The organism is Pseudomonas sp. ES3-33, assembly GCF_000952175.1.
In the GTDB taxonomy this organism is placed as follows: domain Bacteria; phylum Pseudomonadota; class Gammaproteobacteria; order Pseudomonadales; family Pseudomonadaceae; genus Aquipseudomonas; species Aquipseudomonas gregormendelii.
This window is the reverse complement of the sequence record NZ_JZRI01000074.1, coordinates 123,993-146,920: the sequence shown is the minus strand read 5'-3', so window position 1 is coordinate 146,920 and position 22,928 is coordinate 123,993. Positions and strand designations below refer to the sequence as shown.

At 59.8% G+C, this 22,928-nt stretch carries 22 protein-coding genes; 9 read left to right on the top strand and 13 right to left on the bottom strand.

Features of this window, described 5'->3' with window-relative positions; genetic code table 11:
* Positions 1–15 precede the first annotated feature (15 nt).
* A complete protein-coding gene (locus UB23_RS13795; protein WP_045059872.1) occupies positions 16–468 on the top strand; it encodes a GNAT family N-acetyltransferase in 453 nt (150 codons plus the stop codon).
* Positions 469–587: 119 nt separating this feature from the next.
* On the opposite strand, the gene UB23_RS13790 is transcribed toward UB23_RS13795, so the two are convergent.
* From UB23_RS13790 to UB23_RS13780, 3 genes are read right to left on the bottom strand one after another with little or no spacing between them, the layout of a single operon-like run.
* Positions 588–878, bottom strand: coding sequence for a winged helix-turn-helix domain-containing protein (locus tag UB23_RS13790; RefSeq protein WP_045059871.1), 291 nt, complete (start codon positions 876–878; stop codon positions 588–590).
* A gap of 50 nt (positions 879–928) precedes the next feature.
* On the bottom strand, positions 929–1,420 hold the full coding sequence (locus UB23_RS13785) for a M48 metallopeptidase family protein (RefSeq protein ID WP_045059870.1): 492 nt from the start codon (positions 1,418–1,420) through the stop codon (positions 929–931).
* 45 nt (positions 1,421–1,465) lie between these two features.
* Complete coding sequence (locus UB23_RS13780) at positions 1,466–3,589, bottom strand: putative bifunctional diguanylate cyclase/phosphodiesterase (protein ID WP_045059869.1); 2,124 nt, start codon at positions 3,587–3,589, stop codon at positions 1,466–1,468.
* 321 nt (positions 3,590–3,910) lie between these two features.
* Between UB23_RS13780 and UB23_RS13775 the strand changes: the two genes are divergently transcribed.
* Positions 3,911–4,579, top strand: a complete 669-nt coding sequence (locus UB23_RS13775) for a polysaccharide lyase family 7 protein (RefSeq protein ID WP_045059868.1) — start codon at positions 3,911–3,913, stop codon at positions 4,577–4,579.
* 129 nt (positions 4,580–4,708) lie between these two features.
* Here the strand turns inward: UB23_RS13775 and fba are convergent, their stop codons facing one another.
* The 6 genes from fba to tkt form a co-directional block, all read right to left on the bottom strand.
* A complete protein-coding gene (gene fba, locus UB23_RS13770; RefSeq protein WP_008151974.1) occupies positions 4,709–5,773 on the bottom strand; it encodes a class II fructose-bisphosphate aldolase in 1,065 nt (354 codons plus the stop codon).
* A gap of 218 nt (positions 5,774–5,991) precedes the next feature.
* Positions 5,992–6,321: an MliC family protein gene (locus UB23_RS13765; protein ID WP_045059867.1), complete on the bottom strand. Its 330-nt coding sequence runs from the start codon at positions 6,319–6,321 to the stop codon at positions 5,992–5,994.
* Positions 6,322–6,377: 56 nt separating this feature from the next.
* Positions 6,378–6,599, bottom strand: a complete 222-nt coding sequence (locus UB23_RS13760) for a lipoprotein (RefSeq protein ID WP_045059866.1) — start codon at positions 6,597–6,599, stop codon at positions 6,378–6,380.
* A 35-nt stretch (positions 6,600–6,634) separates the two neighbouring features.
* A complete protein-coding gene (locus tag UB23_RS13755) occupies positions 6,635–7,798 on the bottom strand; it encodes a phosphoglycerate kinase (RefSeq protein WP_045059865.1) in 1,164 nt (387 codons plus the stop codon).
* A 17-nt stretch (positions 7,799–7,815) separates the two neighbouring features.
* Positions 7,816–8,880, bottom strand: a complete 1,065-nt coding sequence (gene epd / locus UB23_RS13750) for an erythrose-4-phosphate dehydrogenase (protein WP_045059864.1) — start codon at positions 8,878–8,880, stop codon at positions 7,816–7,818.
* 154 nt (positions 8,881–9,034) lie between these two features.
* A complete protein-coding gene (tkt, locus tag UB23_RS13745) occupies positions 9,035–11,032 on the bottom strand; it encodes a transketolase (RefSeq protein ID WP_045059863.1) in 1,998 nt (665 codons plus the stop codon).
* A 273-nt stretch (positions 11,033–11,305) separates the two neighbouring features.
* Here tkt and UB23_RS13740 point away from each other — a divergent pair, with 273 nt between their 5' ends.
* The 4 genes from UB23_RS13740 to UB23_RS13725 all read left to right on the top strand — a co-directional run bounded on the left by UB23_RS13740 (position 11,306) and on the right by UB23_RS13725 (position 15,881).
* The gene (locus tag UB23_RS13740) at positions 11,306–12,301 is read left to right on the top strand and encodes an ArsR/SmtB family transcription factor (protein WP_045059862.1); all 996 of its coding nucleotides are present in this window, start codon (positions 11,306–11,308) and stop codon (positions 12,299–12,301) included.
* Positions 12,302–12,319: 18 nt separating this feature from the next.
* The gene (metK, locus tag UB23_RS13735; RefSeq protein WP_045059861.1) at positions 12,320–13,510 is read left to right on the top strand and encodes a methionine adenosyltransferase; all 1,191 of its coding nucleotides are present in this window, start codon (positions 12,320–12,322) and stop codon (positions 13,508–13,510) included.
* A gap of 208 nt (positions 13,511–13,718) precedes the next feature.
* Positions 13,719–15,386, top strand: coding sequence for an NAD-dependent DNA ligase LigB (gene ligB / locus UB23_RS13730; RefSeq protein WP_045059860.1), 1,668 nt, complete (start codon positions 13,719–13,721; stop codon positions 15,384–15,386).
* Between the two features lie 99 nt (positions 15,387–15,485).
* On the top strand, positions 15,486–15,881 hold the full coding sequence (locus tag UB23_RS13725) for a DUF1090 domain-containing protein (RefSeq protein WP_045059859.1): 396 nt from the start codon (positions 15,486–15,488) through the stop codon (positions 15,879–15,881).
* An 82-nt stretch (positions 15,882–15,963) separates the two neighbouring features.
* On the opposite strand, the gene UB23_RS13720 is transcribed toward UB23_RS13725, so the two are convergent.
* On the bottom strand, positions 15,964–16,413 hold the full coding sequence (locus UB23_RS13720) for a c-type cytochrome (protein WP_045059858.1): 450 nt from the start codon (positions 16,411–16,413) through the stop codon (positions 15,964–15,966).
* A 127-nt stretch (positions 16,414–16,540) separates the two neighbouring features.
* Here UB23_RS13720 and mltA point away from each other — a divergent pair, with 127 nt between their 5' ends.
* Positions 16,541–17,713 carry a murein transglycosylase A gene (gene mltA / locus UB23_RS13715; RefSeq protein WP_045059857.1) on the top strand — a complete coding sequence of 391 codons (1,173 nt, stop codon included), beginning with the start codon at positions 16,541–16,543 and terminating at the stop codon, positions 17,711–17,713.
* A 126-nt stretch (positions 17,714–17,839) separates the two neighbouring features.
* Here mltA and UB23_RS13710 read toward each other — a convergent pair whose 3' ends face one another.
* Both UB23_RS13710 and UB23_RS13705 read right to left on the bottom strand, forming a co-directional pair.
* Positions 17,840–18,223 carry an MAPEG family protein gene (locus UB23_RS13710; RefSeq protein WP_045059856.1) on the bottom strand — a complete coding sequence of 128 codons (384 nt, stop codon included), beginning with the start codon at positions 18,221–18,223 and terminating at the stop codon, positions 17,840–17,842.
* 39 nt (positions 18,224–18,262) lie between these two features.
* Entirely contained in the window at positions 18,263–19,096 is an 834-nt protein-coding gene (locus tag UB23_RS13705; protein WP_045059855.1) for an EamA family transporter, read from the bottom strand.
* A 308-nt stretch (positions 19,097–19,404) separates the two neighbouring features.
* Here UB23_RS13705 and UB23_RS13700 point away from each other — a divergent pair, with 308 nt between their 5' ends.
* Together UB23_RS13700 and UB23_RS13695 are read left to right on the top strand one after the other, a co-directional pair.
* A complete protein-coding gene (locus UB23_RS13700; RefSeq protein WP_045059854.1) occupies positions 19,405–20,574 on the top strand; it encodes an MFS transporter in 1,170 nt (389 codons plus the stop codon).
* Positions 20,575–20,680: 106 nt separating this feature from the next.
* Positions 20,681–21,946 carry a cation:proton antiporter gene (locus UB23_RS13695; RefSeq protein ID WP_045059853.1) on the top strand — a complete coding sequence of 422 codons (1,266 nt, stop codon included), beginning with the start codon at positions 20,681–20,683 and terminating at the stop codon, positions 21,944–21,946.
* Here UB23_RS13695 and UB23_RS13690 read toward each other — a convergent pair whose 3' ends face one another.
* Positions 21,947–22,828 (bottom strand): formate/nitrite transporter family protein, encoded by an 882-nt coding sequence (locus UB23_RS13690; protein ID WP_045059852.1) that lies wholly within the window; start codon positions 22,826–22,828, stop codon positions 21,947–21,949.
* Positions 22,829–22,928 lie beyond the last annotated feature (100 nt).

Genomic DNA, 22,928 nt, shown 5'->3' with positions numbered 1-22,928 from the left:
ACAAGGAATTTGAAGATGACAGTTGAATGGGTCTGCAAACACCATAGCGATCTGGGTAAAGAGCAGCTGTACGCCATCTTGCAACTGCGGGCGGAAGTCTTCGTGGTCGAGCAGAAGTGTGTGTACCAGGACATCGATGGCCAGGACCTGGAAGGCGACACCCGCCATCTGATGGCCTGGAGCGACGACCGGCTGGTGGCCTATCTGCGCCTGCTCGACCCGGAGCTGCAGGGCGGCGATGTAGTGATCGGGCGGGTGATCATTGCACCTCAGGTGCGCGGCACCGGGCTGGGTCATGACCTGATGGCCCAGGCGCTGAAACAGGCAGAAAAGCATTGGCCGGATATGCCGATCTATCTCTCGGCCCAGGCGCATTTGCAGGGGTATTATGGGCGGTACGGGTTTGTGGTGGCAGGTGAAGAATACCTGGAGGATGACATTCCACACATAGGCATGCGTCGTCCTTAGGATAGTCGCGAGCAAGCCCGCTCCCACAGTTTTTTGCCAGGGTTCGGGACCTGCGGCGTTGCGCACATCATTTTGGGAGCGGGCTTGCTCACGAAGAGGTCAGCACCAGCACCGCACAATCAGGGATACTCAAGCACCGCCTTGACCTGCTGCAAATTGCGCTCAATCCACCCCCGATCAATCGCCCCCCAATCGCGAATGCGATAGCGGCCGGCATGATTGCGCGCGCCCTCCTCCTGCTCGAACTCGCAGACGATATCCAGGTCGGCCAGCGCTGCGATGGTGTCCTGCGCCGTACGCCGGGGCATGCCTGTTGACTCGGTCAGCGCCGGAACGCTGCTGGCGAGTCCGCTGTCGATCAGGTAGGCCACGTACAGGCGGCGATAGAAACTGGTTTTGGTCTTGCTCACGTTCGGTCCTTGTTATTGGAAGATCAGAGAATCGCAGCCTTCGGCAGCTCCTACAGCATATCCCGCCAAGTCAGGTACACCCGCAGGTCAAACTCCACCTGGTGATACCCAGGCAACATGTGTTCACACAACTTGTAGAAAGCCTTGTTGTGATCCGATTCCTTGAAGTGCGCCAGTTCGTGCACCACGATCATCTTCAGGAACTCGGACGGAGCCTCCTTGAACAACGAAGCCACCCGGATCTCTTTCTTCGCCTTGAGCTTGCCGCCCTGCACTCGGGAAATGGTGGTGTGCAGGCCGAGGGCGCGATGGGTCAGGTCCAGACGGTTGTCGAACAGCACCTTGTCGATCGCAGGGGCGTTACGCAGGTATTCCTGCTTGAGGTCCAGCGCATAGGTGTACAGCGCCTTGTCGCTCTGCACACCATGTTTGTCCGGGTAGCGCCGGGTCAGGTACTCGCCCAGCCGCTTCTCGGCGATCAGCTGGCGAACCTGATCCTGCAGCGCGGCGGGATAGGCCTGGAGGTATTTCAACGCGGTCATGAAAAGGGCAACATCAATGACGAACAGGCCGCCAGTGTAGCGAATTCACGATGCCAGCGTGTTCCAGTCGAACGGCAGGACAAATTCGCCGACGTCCTCGGCCACCATCGGTCGCGCTACCAGGAAGCCCTGCACATATTCGCAACCGTGCGCCTGCAGCCATTCATATTGCGCGACGGTTTCCACGCCTTCGGCAATGACCAGAATCCCGTACTGGCGGCACAAATCAATCACATTGCTCACCAATGCCGCATCCCGGGACGACTGCGGCAACCGGGCGATCAGATGCCTGTCGATTTTCAAGGTGTCCAGCTCCAGGTCGCGCAGATTCGACAACGAACATGCGCCAGAGCCGAAGTCATCCAAAGCGACCCGCACCCCCAGGTTGCGCAGCAAACGCAGTTGCTTGCGAGTTTCCTCGGGGTTTTGTGCCAACGCCGCCTCGGTGACTTCGACTTCCAGATGGCGAGGCTTGAGCCCATGACGCTCCAGCACCTGGCGCAACTCAGTGGCCAGGTTCGGCATGCCGAACTGGGTACTGCTCAAACTCACTCCCAGCACCAGGTCCTCGGCAAACACGGCTTCCCACGCCTTGCGCTGTCCCGCACCGCGCTGGTAGATCCAGCTGCCCAGGCGACTGATCAGCCGCGCTTCTTCCAGCAACGGCAAAAACAGCCCGGGCGGCACGTCACCAACGCTGGGGTGCTGCCAGCGCAACAGGGCTTCGAACCCGCGAATCTGCCCACCGTTAATGGCCACCTGGGGCTGGTAGACCAGGTTGAAATCACGGTTCTCGATGGCGTCGCGCACGCTCTCCTCAAGCATCAATCGTGAGCGCGCGCGGCCGTTCATTTCATGGTCATAAAAGCGGTACTGCTGGCGACCGGCACGCTTGGCTTCGTACATGGCGATGTCCGCCGCACGCAACAAACCATCAAGGTTGGAACCGCAGTCCGGGAATGTGGCGATGCCGATACTGGCACCCAGCGCGACGTCCAGGCCATCAATCTGCTGACAGACCGAGACCCGCTCGATCAGCTTTTCGGCGATCCGCGCTGCCTGCTCGGGAAACTCCAGGTCCAGCAGCGCTGTGAACTCGTCGCCGCCCATGCGGGCGAGAATATCCAAGGGTTGCAAACAGGCCTTCAATTGCTCGGAAACCCAGCGCAGCACCCTGTCCCCGGCATCATGACCGAGCGAATCGTTCACCCGCTTGAAGCCATCAAGGTCCAGGTACAACAACACCCACGCGCTGTCGGAGCGCTCACCGCGCAGCAGCAGATTCTCAACCGTCTGATAGAAACCTCGACGATTAAGCAGCCCCGTAAGGGGGTCGGTAATGGCCTGAAACTCCAGTTGCTTATGCAGATGGCGCACCACTGACATGTCGAGCACCGTCACCACCATAGCGCGCTGTTCAGCAGGCAATGGTGCACAGGACAGCGCAACCGGCACCTGCTGATTGGGGGCCGTTCGCAGCAGCGCATCGTGCAGACGCAGGGTTTCACCGCGCCTGTAGCCGGCCAGCAGTTCGGAATCGGCCCACAGGGCAATATGCGGTTTTTGCAGGAAATCCAGAAACTCCTTGCCCTCCAGTTCCTGCACAGTAGCACTGAGCATCCGCGACATCGCCGGATTCGCAAAGCGAATCAGACCGCCCTCATCGACCACCAGAATGCCTTCGGCGGCGTTATCCAGCACCGACGCATTAAACGCGCGAGCGAGTTCCAGATCGTGGCTCAGGCGTTGCAGCGCCCGGCGATTGCGTTGATGCTCGAGCAGCGCCTGAACTTTTGGCTTGAGAATCTGCGGGTCGAAGGGTTTAAACAGGTAATCCACCGCGCCGCTGGCATAGCCCTTGAGCACGGCGTCCTGAGACTGTTCGTTGGCCGTGAGGAAGATGATCGGGGTAAGACGGGTTCGCTGACTGCCCCGCATCAACTGCGCGACCTCAAAACCGTCCATGCCTGGCATCTGCACATCCAGCAGCACCAGGTCGACATCATGCTCCAGCATCAACCCCAAGGCCTCGAAACCCGAGGTGGCGGTCATGACCTGCCAATCCTCACGTTCGAGCAAGGCCCGCATGCTAATCAGATTTTCCGGGTAATCATCGACGATTAACAGAATCGAATTGCCTTCACCTGGCGTAAGTGGCCCGCATTCCATGCTGCTTCTCTTCGTTCGGGGAGTCAGGCCGGTTTTTTTGAAAAACCGGACAAATACTAAGCCCTCACTCTAGACCTGGATCCAACAAAGCAGTAGCTGTCAGAGCGCCATCATCTAACTAAAGCGTTAATTCACCGACTAACGGTCACGGCTGTAGCCCCCTGAAACCCGGGAAGATGGCTTTTTGACAGGATTTTGACGTCACCCATCTGTCAGTTTTGCGTTAACAAGGCGGGCTTACGCGCTTATAAAGGCCCACCTCCGAGCTGCGTGCCAGAGCGTCTGGTACGTGCGTGCAAGAAAACTGTGGAAGCTTTGTCTATGATCGATCTCGCAACCTGGAACCTGAGTGTTCCTGTCGGCAATCCGCCCTACACTGTTGAAACAGCCAAATTGGTGAAGGGGTTCAAGGATCAATACTTCCACTCCGACACCGGCACATTATTTTTCTGGTCCCCGGTGACCGGTTCACGCACTGAAAATGCCAAATACCCGCGCACTGAACTTCGTGAAACCTATAGCAATGGCACGCTTCGCAACTGGTACTACCCCGACGCCGACAACTCCCTGCGCGCAACCCTGGCGGTCAATCAGGTGCCCAGTTCAGGCAAGTTGGTCATCGGTCAGATCCATGCCTACGACAGCCAGAAACCCATGGTAAAACTCGAATACCAGTACAAGACCAAGACGCAAACCGGGAATGTCGTTGCCAAAGTGCGCATGCACCCGGATGACGGCGAAGGTCGGGTCATTACACTGGCGACCGGCATCAAGCTCGACCGGCAGTTTTCCTACCTCATTCACCTCAGCCCCGGCGGCGCATTGGGTATCAGTGCTGCGGGATATCAATGGGACACCAACATCAGCGCCACCTGGCGCGACAAGCCGCTGTATTTCAAGGCGGGTGTTTATGTCCAGGACAATACGGGGTACACCAGCGAAGGTGCCAAGGTGACGTTCAGCAAACTGGATATTGATCACGACAAGTAGCGCGAACACATTCTGTGTTGTGTCGGGGGCCTTGCATGCGCTGGAGCGCAGGACATCCCGGAACCTCGGAACGACAGGCAAAAAAAACCCGCATCGCTGCGGGTTTTTCAGTGCTGACTGAAGCCTGACTCAGTTGACCTTGGCGTTCAACTCGCCCTTCAGGTAACGCTGGTACATACCTTCCAAGGAGATCGGCTTGATCTTCGAAGCGTTGCCGGCAGTGCCGAAGGCTTCGTAGCGCGCAATGCACACGTCGCGCATGGCGGTGACGGTGGCGCCGAAGAATTTACGCGGGTCGAACTCGCTTGGGTTGGTAGCCATCAGGCGACGCATCGCACCAGTGGAAGCCAGGCGCAGGTCAGTGTCGATGTTGACCTTGCGCACGCCATGCTTGATGCCTTCGACGATTTCTTCAACCGGAACGCCGTAGGTTTCTTTAATGTCGCCACCGTACTGGTTGATGATCGCCAGCCAGTCCTGAGGCACCGAAGACGAGCCGTGCATCACCAGGTGAGTGTTGGGGATGCGTTTGTGGATCTCTTTGATACGATCGATCGCCAGCACGTCGCCAGTAGGCGGCTTGGTGAACTTGTAGGCGCCGTGGCTGGTGCCGATGGCAATTGCCAAGGCGTCGACCTGAGTGCGCTTGACGAAGTCAGCAGCTTCTTCCGGGTCGGTCAGCATCTGGCTGTGATCCAGTACGCCTTCGGCCCCGATGCCGTCTTCTTCACCGGCCATGCCGGTTTCCAGGGAGCCCAGGCAACCTAACTCGCCCTCAACCGAAACACCGCAGGCGTGAGCCATGGCAACGGTTTGCTGGGTGACACGAATGTTGTAGTCGTAGTCAGTTGGGGTCTTGCCGTCTTCGCCGAGGGAGCCGTCCATCATCACCGAGCTGAAGCCCAGCTGGATCGAGCGCTGGCAGACGTCAGGGCTGGTGCCGTGGTCCTGGTGCATGCACACCGGGATGTGCGGGAATTCTTCGATAGCCGCCAGGATCAGGTGACGCAGGAACGGCGCGCCAGCGTATTTGCGAGCACCGGCCGAAGCCTGGACGATCACCGGGGAGTCAGTCTTGTCAGCGGCTTCCATGATGGCGCGCATCTGCTCAAGGTTGTTGACGTTGAAGGCTGGAACGCCGTAGCCGAACTCGGCTGCGTGGTCCAACATCTGGCGCATGCTGATAAGTGCCATTGTGTGTGTCTCTCCCGGTTTGGGTCGTTAATCGTGCCAGCCTGCCGTAGCGGCGGCGGCTATTCAAGTTATTGCAGATCGGGGGTTGGCCCTGCCTGCGAATTCGGTGTTGCATCGGCCCCCTGTAGGAGCGAGCTTGCTCGCGAAGATGGCCCAGACAGCGCGGGCACTCAGGCACCCAGCGTTATCGTTAACGACCATCGCGAGCAAGCTCGCTCCTACAGATGGCAACCGCGGCCAATCAAATCATTGGTGGCGACCCAGTACACCAGGCCTTCCTCACCTTTCATGTGAAACGCCAGCATGTCGTTGCTGTACAGCGCACCCGAGGCGCCCTGTTCCTGCTTCAGGCGATAGACCTGATCTGCCCCGCCGAGGCGCACATCCACCGCCTCACGGCTGGCATCGGTATAGCGCCACAGCACCTTGGCCTGGCTGTCACAGGTCCAGCTCGTCCAGCTGTCAGTCGGTTGGGCAGGCGTGAACAGGTTGAAATTCGAGCAACCTGCCAGCAGTGCCAATGCCGTAACGGCGATAAAACCTTTCATCCATGTTCCTCGACTGGCGGCACGCGCCGCCAGCGCTGGGTAAAGAGTCAGACCCGTCAAGGGCAACCATGTTCCTTGGCCGGCGTCCGGGTCTCATATTTCTCCAGGCCATCAGGCCCGGAACGCTTGTTGATCACCGGGTTGGTCTCGGCCTGCCAGTCAGCCTGGTAACAGCCTTTTTCCACCTCGGACGGTGCAGGCTCCGGCTTGGCCTTGGGATTACTCCCGCAGGCGGCCAGCGATGCCACGACGACCAACAGCGCCAGTGTCTTGACCATGTGAACACTCCCTTTCCTGGTCAACAGAGCAGACCTCAGGCCTTGGCCCGGCTTTCCAGGACTTCAACCGCCGGCAGCACTTTGCCTTCGACGAATTCGAGGAACGCACCGCCGCCGGTAGAAATGTAGGAGATCTGGTCGGCAACGCCATATTTATCGATAGCGGCCAGGGTATCTCCGCCACCGGCAATGGAGAAGGCCGAGCTTTCGGCGATGGCCTGGGCCAGGACCTTGGTGCCGTTGCCGAACTGGTCGAACTCGAACACGCCCACCGGGCCGTTCCACAGGATGGTTTTGGACGATTTCAGCAACTCGGCGAAATTCGCCGCGGTCTGCGGGCCGATGTCCAGAATCATGTCATCGGCGGCCACGTCGGCGATCAGCTTGACGGTGGCGGTCGCACTTTCGGCGAACTCCTTGGCCACCACCACGTCTACCGGCAGCGGCACGCTGACCTTGGCGGCGATTGCGCGAGCGGTGTCCAGCAGGTCCGGCTCGTACAGGGATTTACCAACCGGATGGCCGGCTGCGGCCAGGAACGTGTTGGCAATGCCGCCGCCGACGATCAGCTGGTTGCAGATCTGGCTCAGGCTGTTGAGTACGTCGAGCTTGGTCGACACCTTCGAGCCGGCGACGATGGCGGCCATTGGCTGGGCTGGTGCACCCAGGGCTTTGCCCAGTGCGTCCAGTTCAGCAGCGAGCAGCGGACCTGCAGCGGCGACTTTGGCGAATTTGGCCACGCCATGGGTCGAACCTTCGGCTCTGTGAGCGGTGCCGAAGGCGTCCATCACGAACACGTCGCACAGTGCGGCGTATTGCTGGGCCAGTTCGTCAGCGTTCTTTTTCTCGCCCTTGTTGAAGCGCACGTTTTCGAACAACACGATGTCGCCGGCCTTGACCTCAACGCCGCCCAGGTAATCGGCAACCAGTGGCACTTCGCGGCCCAGGGCCTTGCTCAGGTAATCGGCGACTGGCTTGAGGCTGTTCTCGGCCGAGAACTCGCCTTCGGTCGGACGGCCAAGGTGCGAGCAGACCATCACGGCTGCACCTTTCTCCAGGGCCAGCTTGATGGTCGGCAGCGAGGCCAGGATTCGCGCATCGCTGGTGACAACACCGTCCTTGACTGGGACGTTGAGGTCTTCGCGAATCAGTACGCGCTTACCTTGCAGATCGAGGTCGGTCATCTTCAACACGGTCATGGGTCGCATTTCCTGAGTTACGGCTTTTGAGAAGCAGAGAGTGGAGAAGCTGCTTGCAGATAGTGCTCTGCAACGTCCAGCATTCGGTTGGCAAAACCCCATTCGTTGTCGAACCAGGCCAGGATGTTCACCAGCTTGGGGCCGGAGACCCGAGTCTGACTGGCATCGACGATGGCAGAATGTGGGTCGTGGTTGAAATCACAGCTTGCGTGAGGCAACTCGGTATAGGCGAGCAAGCCCTTGAGCGGACCGCTGGTGGCCGCCTCGCGCAGGATCCGGTTGATCTCGGTGGCATCAGTAGCGGTAGCGGTCTGCATCGTAATGTCGAGGCAGGAGACGTTTACCGTCGGCACCCGCACGGCTTTGGCCTGAATTCTGCCGGCAAGTTCCGGCAACAGGCGTTCGATGCCACGCGCCAGACCAGTGGACACCGGAATCACCGACTGAAACGCCGAACGGGTGCGGCGCAGGTCTTCGTGGTGATAGGCGTCGATCACTGGCTGATCGTTCATCGCCGAGTGAATGGTGGTGATCGACACGTAATCCAGGCCAATCGCCTTGTCCAGCAGGCGCAACAGCGGCACGCCGCAGTTGGTGGTGCAGGACGCGTTGGACACCAGCAGCTCGGCGCCGGTCAGGCAATCCTGGTTCACACCGTAGACGATAGTGGCGTCAACGTCGGCCTCGCTGGCCATCGGCTGGGAAAACAGCACCCGCGGCGCACCGGCATTGAGGAAACGCTGGCCATCCTCGCGGGTGTGGTAGGCACCGGAGCATTCAAGCACCAGATCGACGTCCAGTGACGCCCAGTCGATGCCTTCGGGCGTAGCACTGCGCAGGACCTTCACGCAGTTGCCATTAATATGCAGACAATCGCCGTCGACTTTCACTTCGCCGGGAAAACGCCCGTGCGTGGAGTCGAAGCGTGTCAGGTATTCGATGCTGGCCATGTCGGCCAGATCGTTGATCGCGACAATCTCAAACCCGGCCTTGTCGCCTCGCTCGAACAACGCACGCAAGACGCAACGACCAATCCGGCCGTAGCCGTTGAGTGCAACTTTGTAAGGACGCGGTTGGGGCATGGGGTTCTCGATAATGTTCGCTAACAACACAACCCCTGTAGGAGCTGCCGAAGGCTGCGATCTTTTGATCTCGAGCTTAAAAACAAGATCAAAAGATCGCAGCCTCCGGCAGCTCCTACAGGGGACGCGGCAGCCTGGGCTACCGCGCACTGCTTTAGTCTTCCAGCAGCTCTTCAGCCTGACCCAGGATGTTTTCCAGGGTAAAACCGAACTCTTCGAACAAGGCAGGGGCAGGCGCCGACTCGCCGTAGGTGGTCATGCCGATGACGCGGCCTTCCAGGCCCACGTACTTGTACCAGTAGTCCGCATGCGCGGCTTCGATGGCGATACGGGCGCTGACCTGCAACGGCAATACCGATTGCTTGTAGTCGGCATCCTGGGCATCGAACACGCTGGTGCAAGGCATAGACACCACACGCACATTGCGACCTTGCGCAGTCAGCTTGTCGTACGCCTGAACAGCCAGGCCCACTTCCGAACCAGTGGAAATCAGGATCAGCTCAGGCTCGCCCACGCAGTCCTTCAACACGTAGCCGCCACGGGCGATGTCGGCGATCTGGCCGGCATCACGATCCTGATGCTGCAGGTTCTGACGCGAGAAGATCAGCGCCGAAGGGCCGTCCTTGCGCTCGATTGCCAGTTTCCAGCAAACCGCCGATTCAACGGCATCCGCTGGACGCCAGGTATCGAGGTTCGGGGTGCTGCGCAGGCTGGTCAGTTGCTCGATTGGCTGGTGAGTCGGGCCATCTTCGCCCAGGCCGATGGAGTCGTGGGTGTAGACGAACACCACGCGCTTTTTCATCAGCGAGGCCATGCGCACTGCGTTGCGTGCGTATTCCATGAACATCAGGAAGGTCGCGCCGTAAGGCACCAGACCGCCGTGCAGGGCGACGCCGTTCATGATCGCGCTCATGCCGAATTCGCGAACGCCGTAGTACATGTAGTTGCCGCTGGCGTCTTCGCCGGTGACACCTTTGCAACCTTTCCACAGGGTCAGGTTGGAACCGGCCAGGTCAGCGGAGCCGCCCAGCAGTTCAGGCAACAGCGGACCATAGGCATTCAGGGCGTTCTGGCTGGCCTTGCGGCTGGCGATGGTCTCGCCTTTGGCCGCGACTTCAGCAATGTAGGCCGAGGCTTTTTCGGCGAAGTCAGCTGGCAATTCACCGCTCAGGCGACGAACCAGTTCGTTGGCCAGGTCAGGGAAGGCAGCGGAATAGGCGGCAAAACGCTGATCCCACTCGGCTTCAGCGGCAAGACCGGCTTCTTTGGCATCCCACTCGGCGTAGATGTCAGCCGGGATTTCGAACGGACCGTGGTTCCAGTTCAGCGCGGTGCGGGTCAGAGCGATTTCCGCATCACCCAGCGGGGCACCGTGGCAGTCTTCTTTACCCTGCTTGTTCGGCGAACCGAAGCCGATCGTGGTCTTGCAGCAGATCAGCGTCGGCTGGTCGCTTTTGCGAGCGGTGTCGATGGCCGTCTTGATTTCTTCAGGGTCGTGACCATCGACGTTGCGGATCACCTGCCAGTTATAGGCTTCGAAACGCTTTGGCGTGTCGTCGGTGAACCAGCCTTCGACTTCGCCGTCGATGGAAATACCGTTGTCATCGTAGAAGGCGATCAGCTTGCCCAGGCCCAAAGTACCGGCCAGGGAGCCGACTTCGTGGGAAATGCCTTCCATCATGCAGCCATCACCCAGGAATACGTAGGTGTGGTGATCAACAACGTTGTGGCCCGGACGGTTGAATTGCGCGGCCAGAACTTTTTCTGCCAGGGCAAAACCAACGGCATTGGCCAGGCCTTGGCCCAGTGGACCGGTCGTGGTTTCAACGCCAGGGGTGTAGCCGAATTCCGGGTGGCCCGGGGTGCGGCTGTGCAGTTGGCGGAAGTTTTTCAGGTCATCGATCGACAGGTCGTAGCCGGTCAGGTGCAGCAGCGAGTAGATCAACATCGAGCCATGGCCGTTGGACAGCACGAAGCGGTCACGGTCAGCGAACGATGGATTGCTCGGGTTGTGCTTCAGGTAGTCACGCCAAAGTACTTCGGCGATATCCGCCATACCCATAGGGGCACCGGGATGGCCGCTGTTGGCTTTTTGCACGGCATCCATGCTGAGGGCACGAATGGCGTTGGCACGCTCACGACGGCTGGGCATCGCTGTTCTCCTGCGGATATTGAATCGAGAGTGAATAAAACGAATCGGAAAAAAGGCGAGCATTTTCCCTCACCGACCGGCCTCGGGGCAATGACAGATAGTCATATGAGGACGTTTTTCCCATGACAGGCGGCGGTTTCGCTTGGTGAAACCTTTCCGCTGTACGTTTGTAGAGTAAAGCAGGCGCCGGGAAGTGCCATCTATCGAGCAATATCAAAACTTTTTGATATTGCTCTTGCGGTGTTTTCGACCCGTGACTAGACTGCCGGCCTTATGAATTTACGCGTGCCATCCATTCAACATGACGATTGCGACGAGCTGGCGGCCCTTTGCAAGGCCGGCGGCGATCCTTTGCGTCTGAATGTGTTGCGCGTGCTGGCCAACGATTCGTTTGGCGTACTGGAACTGGCGCAGATTTTCGGCATGGGTCAGTCGGGCATGAGTCACCACCTCAAAGTACTGGCCCAGGCCGAACTGGTGGCGACTCGCCGTGAAGGCAATGCGATTTTCTATCGTCGCGCCCTGCCCCACACTGAACTGCTGGGCGGCAAGCTGCATGCCGCCCTGCTCGAAGAAGTGGATAACCTGACCCTGCCTGCCGATGTGCAGTCGCGGATCGGTCAGGTCCATGGGCAACGAGCAGCTGCCAGCCAGGACTTCTTCTCGCGGGTCGCGGAAAAATTTCGCGCCCAGCAGGACCTGATTGCCGGCTTGCCGCAGTACCGCGACAGCGTGGTAGCACTGCTCGACAAGCTGGGTTTCGGCGAGAGCGCCACGGCGATCGAAGTCGGCCCCGGTGACGGCGCCTTCCTGCCGGAACTGGCGCGGCGTTTCATGCACGTAACGGCACTGGATAACAGCCCGGCCATGCTTGAACTGGCACGCCAGGTCTGTGAACGCGAAGCCCTGGGCAACGTCAGCCTGCAGCTCGCCGATGCGTTGAACGGCGTCAGCCTCACGGCTGATTGCGTTGTATTGAACATGGTACTGCACCATTTTGCCGCGCCGGCTGATGCCCTAAGGCACATGGCCGTTTTGCTGAAACCAGGCGGTAGCCTGTTAGTGACAGAGTTATGTAGCCACAACCAGAGTTGGGCCAAGGAGGCCTGCGGTGATCTCTGGTTGGGGTTTGAACAGGACGATCTGGCCCGTTGGGCCACCGCTGCGGGACTCGTTCCCGGGGAAAGCCTCTATGTAGGCTTACGTAATGGTTTCCAGATTCAGGTCCGCCACTTTCAGCGGCCGGCTGGCGACACTCACCATCGGTAAATTCAGGAAAACATCGAGATGAGCGAATACTCCCTCTTCACCTCCGAGTCCGTGTCTGAAGGGCATCCGGACAAAATCGCCGACCAGATTTCTGATGCGGTGCTGGACGCAATCATTGCTGAAGACAAGTTCGCCCGCGTGGCGTGCGAGACGCTGGTGAAAACGGGCGTGGCGATCATCGCCGGCGAAGTCACCACCTCGGCCTGGGTTGACCTGGAGCAGATCGTTCGTGATGTGATCACCGACATCGGCTACACCAGCTCCGACGTTGGTTTCGACGGTGCGACCTGCGGCGTGATGAACATCATCGGCAAGCAGTCCCCTGACATCAACCAGGGTGTCGACCGTGCCAAGCCTGAAGATCAGGGCGCCGGCGACCAGGGCCTGATGTTCGGCTACGCCAGCAACGAGACCGACGTGCTGATGCCGGCACCAATCACCTTCTCTCACCAGCTGGTACAGCGTCAGGCTGAAGCGCGCAAATCCGGCCTGCTGCCGTGGCTGCGCCCGGACGCCAAGTCCCAGGTCACCTGCCGTTACGAAAATGGCAAAGTCGTGGGCATCGATGCCGTGGTCCTGTCGACCCAGCACAACCCTGAAGTGTCGTACAAAGACCTGCGCGAAGGCGTGATGGAGCTGATCGTCAAGCACGTACTGCCTGCCGAGCTGCTGCACAAGGACACCCAGTTCCACATCAACCCGACTGGCCAGTTCATCATTGGTGGCCCGGTTGGCGACTGCGGCCTGACCGGTCGCAAGATCATCGTCGACACCTACGGCGGCATGGCTCGTCACGGTGGCGGTGCGTTCTCCGGCAAGGATCCTTCCAAGGTTGACCGTTCGGCCGCCTACGCCGGTCGTTACGTGGCCAAGAACATTGTGGCTGCAGGCCTGGCCGAGCGTTGCGAGATTCAGGTTTCCTACGCAATCGGCGTGGCCCAGCCTACGTCGATCTCGCTGAACACCTTTGGCACCGGCAAGATCAGCGATGAGAAAATCATCAACCTGGTGCGTGAAGTGTTCGACCTGCGTCCTTACGCCATCACCACCATGCTAGACCTGCTGCACCCGATGTACCAGGAGACCGCCGCTTACGGCCACTTCGGCCGTACTCCGGAAACCAAGACCGTGGGCGAAGACACCTTCACCACGTTCACCTGGGAAAAAACCGACCGCGCCGACGCCCTGCGTTCCGCTGCTGGTTTGTAAGACTTCCCCGGCGGTACCCGAAGCCCCACACGGTTCGCCGTGCGGGGCTTTTTTGTGGCTGTGTCTCAAGCTCAGCACTGTGGGAGCGAGCCTGCTCGCGATGGGGCCGGCCCATTCACCGCGGGAAATACCAGGCAAAACACTCACCCTCCGGGCCTGGCAATACTGACTAATCTTCAACAACCCCCAATGAGCAAGGACGCTCACGATGCGCTTGTTGATCGCTATTCTCCTGACCTTCCTTTCGCTCTCCGTCCACGCAGCCCAATGCCCCGACTGGCCCCCCGGGCGAGCCCAGGAAGAGATCAGCGCCGTGCAAAAACAGATCGACCTGTGGGACGACAGCTACCATCGCCAAGGCCAGTCCATGGTCGCCGACGAACTTTACGATCAAGCCCGCGCTCAACTGACCGACTGGCAGCAATGCTTCAATCTGGACGCGCCGGCAGATCCACTGCGCACCGCAGGTGGCTCGATTCCACACCCCATCCCCCACACCGGCCTGAACAAACTCATTGATGGCGCAGCCATTGAAGACTGGCTGAAAAATCGCAACCAAGTCTGGGTTCAACCCAAGGTCGATGGCGTGGCAGTGAGCCTGGTGTATGAGAAAGGTGTACTGGTGCGCGCGATCAGTCGCGGCAACGGGGTGCAGGGCAAGGACTGGACCGCATCGGCGCGGCGGATTGGCGGCATCCCGCAACAGCTTTCGCAACCCCGGGACCTGGTGGTGCAAGGTGAACTGTATTGGCGCCTGGATGGCCACGTTCAAGCCAGTGCCGGCAGCCTCAATGCTCGGGGCAACGTCGCCGGACTGATGGCGCGCAAACAACTAAGCGCGCAGGACGCCGCAGGCATCGGCCTGTTCGTGTGGGAATGGCCAGAAGGCCCAGCCAGTCTTTCCGCGCGCATTGCCGCCCTGGACGCATTGGGATTCGATAGCACCGCGCCCTTGAGCCACCCGATCGCGGAACTGGCCGACGTCGTGCGCTGGCGTGAGCATTGGTACCGCTCACCCCTGCCTTTCGCCAGCGATGGCATTGTCCTGCGCCAGGACGAGCGCCCCTCTGCCGATCGCTGGCAAGCCAAGGCGCCCTACTGGATCGTGGCCTGGAAATACCCTTTCGCCCAGGCGCTGGCCGAAGTTCGCAAGGTCCATTTCAACATCGGACGCACTGGCCGGATCACTCCAGTGCTGGATGTAGCGCCGATATGGCTCGATGATCGCCAGATCAAGCGCGTCAGCGTCAGTTCCCTGCCACGCTGGCAAGCGCTGGATATCCGCCCTGGCGACCAGGTGTCCATCAGCCTGGCCGGCCTGACCATTCCAAGGCTGGACGGCGTCATACTGCGTAGCGTCGAGCGCGTTCACATGGAGGTTCCAGAAGCTGCGGATTTTCATCAGCTCAGTTGCTGGCAACCCACTCAGGGCTGTCAAAGCCAGTTTCTCGCGCGACTGACCTGGCTCAGCGGCAAGCAAGGGCTGGACATGCCAAACATCGGCCCGGGCACCTGGGAGAAACTTCTGGAAACAGGCCGACTGAAGGGACTGCTGGATTGGTTGACCCTCGATGCTCAAGAGCTTGCTAACATTAACGGTTTCGGCGAGCGCAGCACGGCTCAGCTTTTAAACAGCTTCAACAGCGCCCGACAACGTCCGTTCGCACGCTGGCTCAATGCGTTGGGCATGCCGCCAATCGGTCAGGCACAGCTTGCTGATTCGTGGCGGGAACTGGCGCAACGTGAAACCGAACAATGGCAGGCCCAGGCCGGTATAGGCCCGGGACGCGCGGCGCAATTAAGCGCGTTTTTCCGTGACCCGCAGGTCCTGGCCTTGAGCGAAACATTACGTATGGCGGGCGTTGACGGTTTTTAGCGGCCTGCAATACCGTGCATACGGGAACCCATAGGTGCCGATCCGGCTCAAACGGCCCGTCGTCACACCGACACGATTGCCTTTACACATGGAGCTTTTATGAAATTTCTTTCTCCACTCGCCCTGTTGACGCTTTGCAGCGTCATGGCCGCTCCACTGATGGCCGCTGAAGAGGCTCCCGGCCTGACCGGTTGCGCGGCCAAGAAACAGGGCATCATCAACCAGATCGAACTGGCCAAGTCCCACGGTAATGCTGATCAACAGGCCGGCCTGGAAAAAGCCCTGAGCGAAGTCACCACCCACTGCACCGACGCATCGCTGCAGAAAGAACGGGAAAACAAGGTGCTGGACGCCAAGCATGAAGTCAGCAAGCGCCAGGCAGACCTGGACAAGGCCATGAAGAAAGGCGACCCGGAGAAGATCAACAAACGCAAAGACAAGCTCGCCGAGTCCCGCAAGGAATTGCAGGAAGCGCTGGATGAGCTGGATAAATAAATATAAAGAATGACCGAAGCTTTCGGTTGCTCTGACTGGCCTCTTCGCGAGCAAGTCGAATCGTCAGCCAGAGCGCCGCAAATCAATGATCCCGAAATTCTTTATGGCACGCACTGCAGCCATCTTCGACCTTCTGCACCGCCGGCCCCAGATTGCTGGCCTTGTAGGGTTGAACCTTGCTGGCAACCACCAATTCACCGGTGGCGGCTTCAAGCGTGCGAGCCATTTCCTGGAAGCGTGCCTGTTTCTGCCAGACATCATCCTTGGCGCTGGTGTGATCTTCTTCGCGCACCTGCGGGAAATGTTTCCAGGGCTCATGGGACAAGGCATCGAGCTTCACGGCACCGTCAGCGAACTTCGCGCCATCGAATGGAATGCGACCCCGCAACATGCCACCCAGGTCTTCACCGGTCTTGAGCATCTGTTTGAAAATCGCCTTGCGCTGGCCCAGCGGCGAATTCGGGTCGACGCCGCCACAAGCAGTCAACGTCAGGCAGGCCAGCAATACAACGGAAAGTCTTTTAAGAGTCATGGTGGCTTCAGGTCACGGGAACGGCGGCCAGTATCCTCGCGTCATCCGTAAAGACCAATAGCCCTATTATCAATATGGGTTGTTCGAGCGCATGGAGCACTCAGGCAACCAGCAAAGGAATTACTCCATGATCAGCTGCATCAAGGCATGGCGCCCTCGCCTGTCCTGGACTCTCCCGATAGTCGCCGTGCTCGCCGGCTGCACCGGGGGCGAAAACGCCCCACCCAAAACCCACGCGCTGGCGACTTACTCCAGCGCCACCTGGGAAGCGTTGCCAACGGTGTCGGACAACGACCTGATCGCCGGCTTCGGTTCGTGGCGCAGCGCCTGTAACCGACTCAAGGCCGACGCGGTCTGGGGCGCCACTTGTGCGGCCTCCGCCAACGTCCCGGCAACCGCCAACGAAATCCGCGGATTCCTCAAGCAACACCTGGACGTCTACGGCTTGCGCGCTGCCAATGACAACCCCAACGGCCTGATCACCGGTTACTACGAACCGGTCTACCCTGGCAGCCTGACTCAGACCGCGGTGGCGAATATTCCGGTGTACGGCGTGCCGGAGGACATGATCATTGTCTCGCTGGACAGCATCTATCCGGAACTCAAAGGCAAACGCCTGCGCGGAAGGCTCGAAGGTCGCGTACTCAAGCCCTACGACGATGCAGCCACCATCGAAACCAAAGGGGTGAAGGCACCCGTCGTGGCCTGGCTGACCGACCCGATGAATTTGCAATTCCTGCAGATCCAGGGTTCGGGTCGCATCCAGCTCGATGATGGCCGTCAGTTGCGCATTGCTTACGCCGATCAAAACGGCCACCCCTATCGACCGATCGGCCGCTGGCTGGTGGAACAGGGCGAGCTGAAAAAAGAAGATGTGACGATGGGCGCCATCAGTGATTGGGCCAAGGCCAATCCGGCTCGCATACCGGAACTGCTTGGCAGCAACCCGAGCTACGTGTTTTTCACCCGCAACCCGGACAGCAACGAAGGCCCTCGCGGGTCGCTCAACGTACCGCTCACAGCCGGCTACAGTGCGGCGGTTGATCGCAAGGTGATCCCGCTGGGCAGCCTGTTGTGGCTTTCCACCACCCGACCTGACGGAACGGCGCTGGTTCGACCGGTAGCGGCACAGGATACTGGCGGAGCGATTGCCGGCGAAGTACGCGCGGACCTGTTCTGGGGCACCGGTGAAGCTGCCGGGCAGTTGGCCGGGGATATGAAACAGCAGGGTCAGATCTGGATGTTATGGCCCAAGGGCGCGGCGTTGCCGCAGGTGCCTCAGGTGGCTGACAAACCCTGAGCGCGAACAAAGATAAAGATCGCAGCCTCGTTGCCCTCGACAGCTCCTACACAGCTCCTTCAACACAGCTCCTGCAGGGATCTGCGTAGGAGCTGTCGAGGGCACCGAGGCTGCGATCTCTTGATCTTACGCCGACACCACAAACAAACTGATAATCAGGCCCATCCCAACAAACCACACCAACGACCGCAAGATCGCCCAATCTGCCAGGTAGCAGATGATGTAGAGCAAGCGGCTGGTGATAAACAACACCGACAGCACATTGATCGTCACCAGCTCCGCGTTGCCGGCCAGGTGCGCCACGATCACCGCAGCTGCAAACGCTGGGGCCACTTCGAAGCTGTTCAGTTGCGCCGCGTGCGCGCGTCGACCAAACCCATTCAACGATTCAAGAAAGTCCCGAGGGTCGTGGTTGTCTTTCAACCTGTACCCACCACTGATCTTGGCCACGCCGACGCAGACGTAGGGCAGAAATATCGCGATCAAGATGCACCACAGAGCAACCGTCATAAAGCAGTCCCTTTTCAAGTTCCAGAATTGTTATCAGCGTTAAAACTTCATCACCAGCATGCCGATCAGTACCAGCCCACAGGCTAAGAGCCGCGGCCGGCCGAAAGGTTCTTTCAGGTAGCGCATGCCGAACAGCACCACCAGGATCACACTGATCTCGCGCAACGCCGCCGCTTCGGCAATCGAGCCCAGCTGCATGGCCCACAGCACCAGAGCGTAGCTGAACAACACGCACAATCCGACTGCCAATCCCAGCCGCCATTGTTCGCGCCAGAACAGCATGAACGCCGGTCGCTTGCGCACCAGTGCCAGCAATGGAAAAGGCCAGGCGCTGATCAGCGTCACCCACACCAGGTAATCCAGTGGATGTGACCAGCGCCGCAAAGCCTGGCCGTCGATGAAGGTGTAGCAGCCAATACACAGGCCGATCAACGCCACCACCGGCAACATCGACCACGGCAGCCGCGCCCCGCCTCCGCCTTGCCACAGCAGGCACAGCATGCCGAGCGGGATCAGCAAGATGCCGAAGATCTGCTGATGGGTCAGTACCTCTGCGGCGAAAAGCAGTGTCAGCGCCAGCACCACCAACGGCGACAATCCGCGCATCAGTGGATACACCAGCCCGAGGTCACCGACCCTGTAAGCCTGGATCAGCAGATAACGATAAAGCAACTCGAAGGCCGCCGACGCAAGAATCCACGGCCAGATCTCCTGCGGCGGCCACTCCACGAAAGGCAACATTACGGCCACGAACAACAGGGCCACGCTGTCCATGCAGGCAACTACCAGCAGCCGTTCGGCGCTGAATTTGATCAAGGTATTCCACGCCGCGTGCAACAGCGCCGCCACTAACACCAAAGCCGTTGCAAGCACGGCATGCTCCTTTTGTGACCCACTCCCCTGTAGGAGCTCGCTCGCGATGGACGTCAACGATAACGCGCGCCTTCTGGATTAACGCATCGCCATCACGTTTTTTTGCGAGCAAGCTCTCTCCTAAGGGAAACGGGAGAATTGATTCGCCATATGTCAGCAGCTGTTTATACTGCAAGCGACCACGCCGCACTCAGTTGCGCACAGACCAATTCCAATAATTTTTGCCCGCGACCCGCTCTGTTCCAGAGCGGTCTCTGGCATGCGTATGCCTGATTACAGCGTCAAGACTACCGACAGAGAACTTGCGCATGCCACTCGCGTTATTCGCCCTCGCTGTTGCCGCATTCGGCATCGGCACCACTGAATTCGTCATCATGGGGCTGCTGCCCGACGTCGCCCGCGACCTTGCGGTAAGCATCCCCCACGCCGGCCTGCTGATCACCGGGTACGCCCTGGGTGTGGTGTTCGGCGCGCCGATCCTCGCGATCGGCACCGCCAACATGCCGCGCAAGGCGACGCTGCTGGGCATGACGCTGATGTTCATTCTCGGCAACATTCTGTGTGCCCTGGCGCCGAACTACGCGACGCTGATGGCCGCTCGCGTGGTCACCGCCCTGTGCCACGGGGCGTTTTTCGGCATTGGTTCGGTGGTGGCCGCCGGCCTGGTAGCACCGAACAAACGTGCCCAGGCGATTGCCATGATGTTTACCGGCCTGACACTGGCCAATGTGTTGGGCGTACCACTGGGCACCGCCCTCGGACAATACGCCGGCTGGCGCTCGACGTTCTGGGCCGTCTCGGTGATTGGCGTGATTGCGGCCATCGCCCAGTGGGCGTGGCTGCCTAAGGACATCGCCATGGACAAGGCCAACCTTGCCAGCGAGTTCAAGGTGCTGGGCAAGGCCAATGTGTTGATGGCGCTGGGCATGAGCGTGTTGGCGTCGACCAGCCTGTTCAGTGTGTTCACCTACATTGCGCCGATCCTGCAGGACATCACTGGCGTCAGCCCCCATGGCGTGACCATCATGCTGCTGTTGTTTGGCGTAGGCCTCACGGCAGGTAGCATGCTCGGCGGCCGGCTGGCGGACAGCCGCCTGCTGCCGTCATTGGTGGGCATGGCACTGGCGGTAGTGGTGGTGCTTGCAGCTTTCACGCAGACCAGCCACTCGGTCATCCCGGCAGCCATCACGCTGGTGCTGTGGGGAATTTTTGCTTTCGCGCTGTGCCCAATCCTGCAACTGCTGATCATCGACCAGGCCCATGAGGCACCGAACCTGGGCTCGACCCTGAACCAGAGCGCATTCAACCTGGGCAACGCCGCCGGCGCCTGGATCGGCGGGCTGGTAGTCGCCAGCGGCGCCGACCTCGCCGACCTGCCCTGGACCGGCGCGCTGGTCAGCGGCCTGACCGTGGTGACGGCGTTGTACTTCATCTACCGGCAACGACGTGAAGCACCGCTGGCCGGCATCACCGACTGACGTATGAAGTCTCCAGGCGAACGTAGAACCCAAGCCCGCCATCCAGGCGATAATCGATCACGCTTTGCTTTTAACAGTCTTTCCACCACCTGCCAAAGGACCCCGAATGCTTGAGCTTGTCGCTGCATTTATCTGCCTTACCTCGCTGCTCACCTACGTCAATTTCCGCTTTATCGGCCTGCCACCCACCATCGGCGTCATGGTCACTGCCCTGCTGTTTTCCCTGCTCCTGCAAGGACTGAGCTTCCTGGGTTATCCCGGTCTTGAAGATCGCATTCAACAACTGATCGGACAGATCGACTTCGGCGATCTGCTGATGAACTGGATGCTGTCATTCCTGCTGTTTGCCGGCGCCCTGCACGTCAATCTCAATGACCTGCGCAGCTATCGCTGGCCCATTGGCCTGCTCGCGACTTTCGGCGTCCTGATCGCCACCGCCGTGATCGGTAGCCTGGCCTATTACATCTTTGCCCTGTTCGGCTGGCACGTGAGCTTCCTGTACTGCCTGCTGTTCGGCGCGCTGATTTCGCCGACAGATCCAATCGCGGTGCTCGGCGTATTACGGACGGCCAACGCCTCCAAGCCGCTGAAAACCACAATCGTCGGCGAGTCGCTATTCAACGACGGCACGGCGGTGGTGGTGTTCACCGTACTGTTGGGTATCGCGCAACTGGGTGAGACGCCAACCGTCGGCGCAACCGCCATGCTGTTCGTGCATGAAGCTGTTGGCGGCGTGCTGTTTGGCGCGCTGATCGGTTATCTGGTGTACCTGATGATCAAGAGCATCGAGCAGCATCAGATCGAAGTGATGCTGACGTTGGCGCTGGTGATCGGTGGTTCGGCGATGGCCTCGGAGTTGCACGTGTCCGCGCCGATCGCGATGGTGGTTGCCGGCCTGATCATCGGCAACCTGGGCCGCAACCTGGCGATGAACGACATGACCCGCAAGTACCTGGACGGTTTTTGGGAGCTGCTCGACGACATGCTCAACGCCCTGCTGTTTGCCCTGATCGGCATGGAGCTATTGCTGCTGCCATTCAACTGGCTGCATGTGCTGGCAGCCAGTTTGCTGGCCGTGGCAATCTTGCTGTCACGCCTGCTGACCGTGGCGCCGGCCATCCTGCTGCTGCGTCGCTGGCGCACAGTCCCGCGCGGGACAATCAGGATTCTGACCTGGGGCGGGCTGCGTGGAGGTGTTTCGGTAGCCTTGGCGCTGGCGCTTCCGCTGGGGCCGGAGCGCGACCTGTTGCTGAGCATTACCTACATTGTGGTGCTGTCGTCGATCCTGCTGCAGGGCCTGAGCATCGGCAAACTGGTCAAGCACGTCACCCGTGATGAGCCTGCGCCAGCGGCACAGGCGGGTCATCACTGATTACTTCTTGAGCTTTTGCGGATCAGGCTGCTGATCCGCATCCTCCTTGGGCGGCCCGCTTTCGCTGCGAATCTGTGCATGGCTCAGCAGCGCAAAAATGAAGCTGCCTCCGATGATATTCCCCGCCAGCGTCGGCCCGGCAAACACCAGCCAGAAATCACTCCACGACAACTCGCCGGCAAACACCAGGTACGACACCTCGGCCGAGCCGACCACGATGTGGGTGAAATCCCCCAGCGCCATCAGGTAGGTGATCAGAATGATGATCCACATCTTCGCGCTTTCCATGGAAGGGATCATCCAGACCATAGTGGCGATCATCCAGCCCGAGACGATGCCCTTGGCGAACATCTTGCTCGCGTCGTTCTCCATCACCTTGCGCCCGATGTCGAGAAAGGCCATGTCGGTCTTGGTGTCGAAAATCGGCAGGTGGAGCATTACATAAGCCACCAGCAAGGTACCGCACAGGTTGCCCACCAGCACCACCGTCCACAGCCGCAGCAGCCGCCCGAAATTGTTAAGGGTCGGTTTGGTCATGACCGGCAGCACTGCCGTCAGGGTGTTTTCGGTAAACAGTTGCTGACGGGCAAGGATCACCGCGAGGAAGCCGGCGCAGTAACCGAAGCTGGCGATTACCTTGAACCCTTCTGCGTCCGGCAGGCGAGAGTTAAGCAAGCCCATGGCCATGAGGGACAAGCCCATGGTCAGGCCGGCCGCGAGGGCGGACCACCAAAGGGCGGCGACGCTGCGTTCCAGCTCCTGATCACCCTGGGTGCGGATGATTTCATGCAGCACGGCAGCGCGCGGCGGCTGGCTTTTGTCGACGTCGTGTTTTTCCTGGGCCGAAAGGTTCGGGGTCTTGCCGTCTTTTTGCGTGTCCATAGTGCTCCGGAACCGGTGGCGTGAGATGTACGTACGACAGGCGCGGTTCGGAGCTGTTCACTGCTCACACTAACGAAACATCAGTCCTGTGGTAGTGCGG

Coding starts and splice junctions, on each gene's coding strand:
- UB23_RS13795 (WP_045059872.1), top strand. CDS start 16: ATGACAGTTGAATGGGTCTGCAAACACCATAGCGATCTGGGTAAAGAG.
- UB23_RS13785 (WP_045059870.1), bottom strand. CDS start 1,420: ATGACCGCGTTGAAATACCTCCAGGCCTATCCCGCCGCGCTGCAGGAT.
- UB23_RS13780 (WP_045059869.1), bottom strand. CDS start 3,589: ATGGAATGCGGGCCACTTACGCCAGGTGAAGGCAATTCGATTCTGTTA.
- UB23_RS13775 (WP_045059868.1), top strand. CDS start 3,911: ATGATCGATCTCGCAACCTGGAACCTGAGTGTTCCTGTCGGCAATCCG.
- fba (WP_008151974.1), bottom strand. CDS start 5,773: ATGGCACTTATCAGCATGCGCCAGATGTTGGACCACGCAGCCGAGTTC.
- UB23_RS13765 (WP_045059867.1), bottom strand. CDS start 6,321: ATGAAAGGTTTTATCGCCGTTACGGCATTGGCACTGCTGGCAGGTTGC.
- UB23_RS13760 (WP_045059866.1), bottom strand. CDS start 6,599: ATGGTCAAGACACTGGCGCTGTTGGTCGTCGTGGCATCGCTGGCCGCC.
- UB23_RS13755 (WP_045059865.1), bottom strand. CDS start 7,798: ATGACCGTGTTGAAGATGACCGACCTCGATCTGCAAGGTAAGCGCGTA.
- epd (WP_045059864.1), bottom strand. CDS start 8,880: ATGCCCCAACCGCGTCCTTACAAAGTTGCACTCAACGGCTACGGCCGG.
- tkt (WP_045059863.1), bottom strand. CDS start 11,032: ATGCCCAGCCGTCGTGAGCGTGCCAACGCCATTCGTGCCCTCAGCATG.
- UB23_RS13740 (WP_045059862.1), top strand. CDS start 11,306: ATGAATTTACGCGTGCCATCCATTCAACATGACGATTGCGACGAGCTG.
- metK (WP_045059861.1), top strand. CDS start 12,320: ATGAGCGAATACTCCCTCTTCACCTCCGAGTCCGTGTCTGAAGGGCAT.
- ligB (WP_045059860.1), top strand. CDS start 13,719: ATGCGCTTGTTGATCGCTATTCTCCTGACCTTCCTTTCGCTCTCCGTC.
- UB23_RS13725 (WP_045059859.1), top strand. CDS start 15,486: ATGAAATTTCTTTCTCCACTCGCCCTGTTGACGCTTTGCAGCGTCATG.
- UB23_RS13720 (WP_045059858.1), bottom strand. CDS start 16,413: ATGACTCTTAAAAGACTTTCCGTTGTATTGCTGGCCTGCCTGACGTTG.
- mltA (WP_045059857.1), top strand. CDS start 16,541: ATGATCAGCTGCATCAAGGCATGGCGCCCTCGCCTGTCCTGGACTCTC.
- UB23_RS13710 (WP_045059856.1), bottom strand. CDS start 18,223: ATGACGGTTGCTCTGTGGTGCATCTTGATCGCGATATTTCTGCCCTAC.
- UB23_RS13700 (WP_045059854.1), top strand. CDS start 19,405: ATGCCACTCGCGTTATTCGCCCTCGCTGTTGCCGCATTCGGCATCGGC.
- UB23_RS13695 (WP_045059853.1), top strand. CDS start 20,681: ATGCTTGAGCTTGTCGCTGCATTTATCTGCCTTACCTCGCTGCTCACC.
- UB23_RS13690 (WP_045059852.1), bottom strand. CDS start 22,828: ATGGACACGCAAAAAGACGGCAAGACCCCGAACCTTTCGGCCCAGGAA.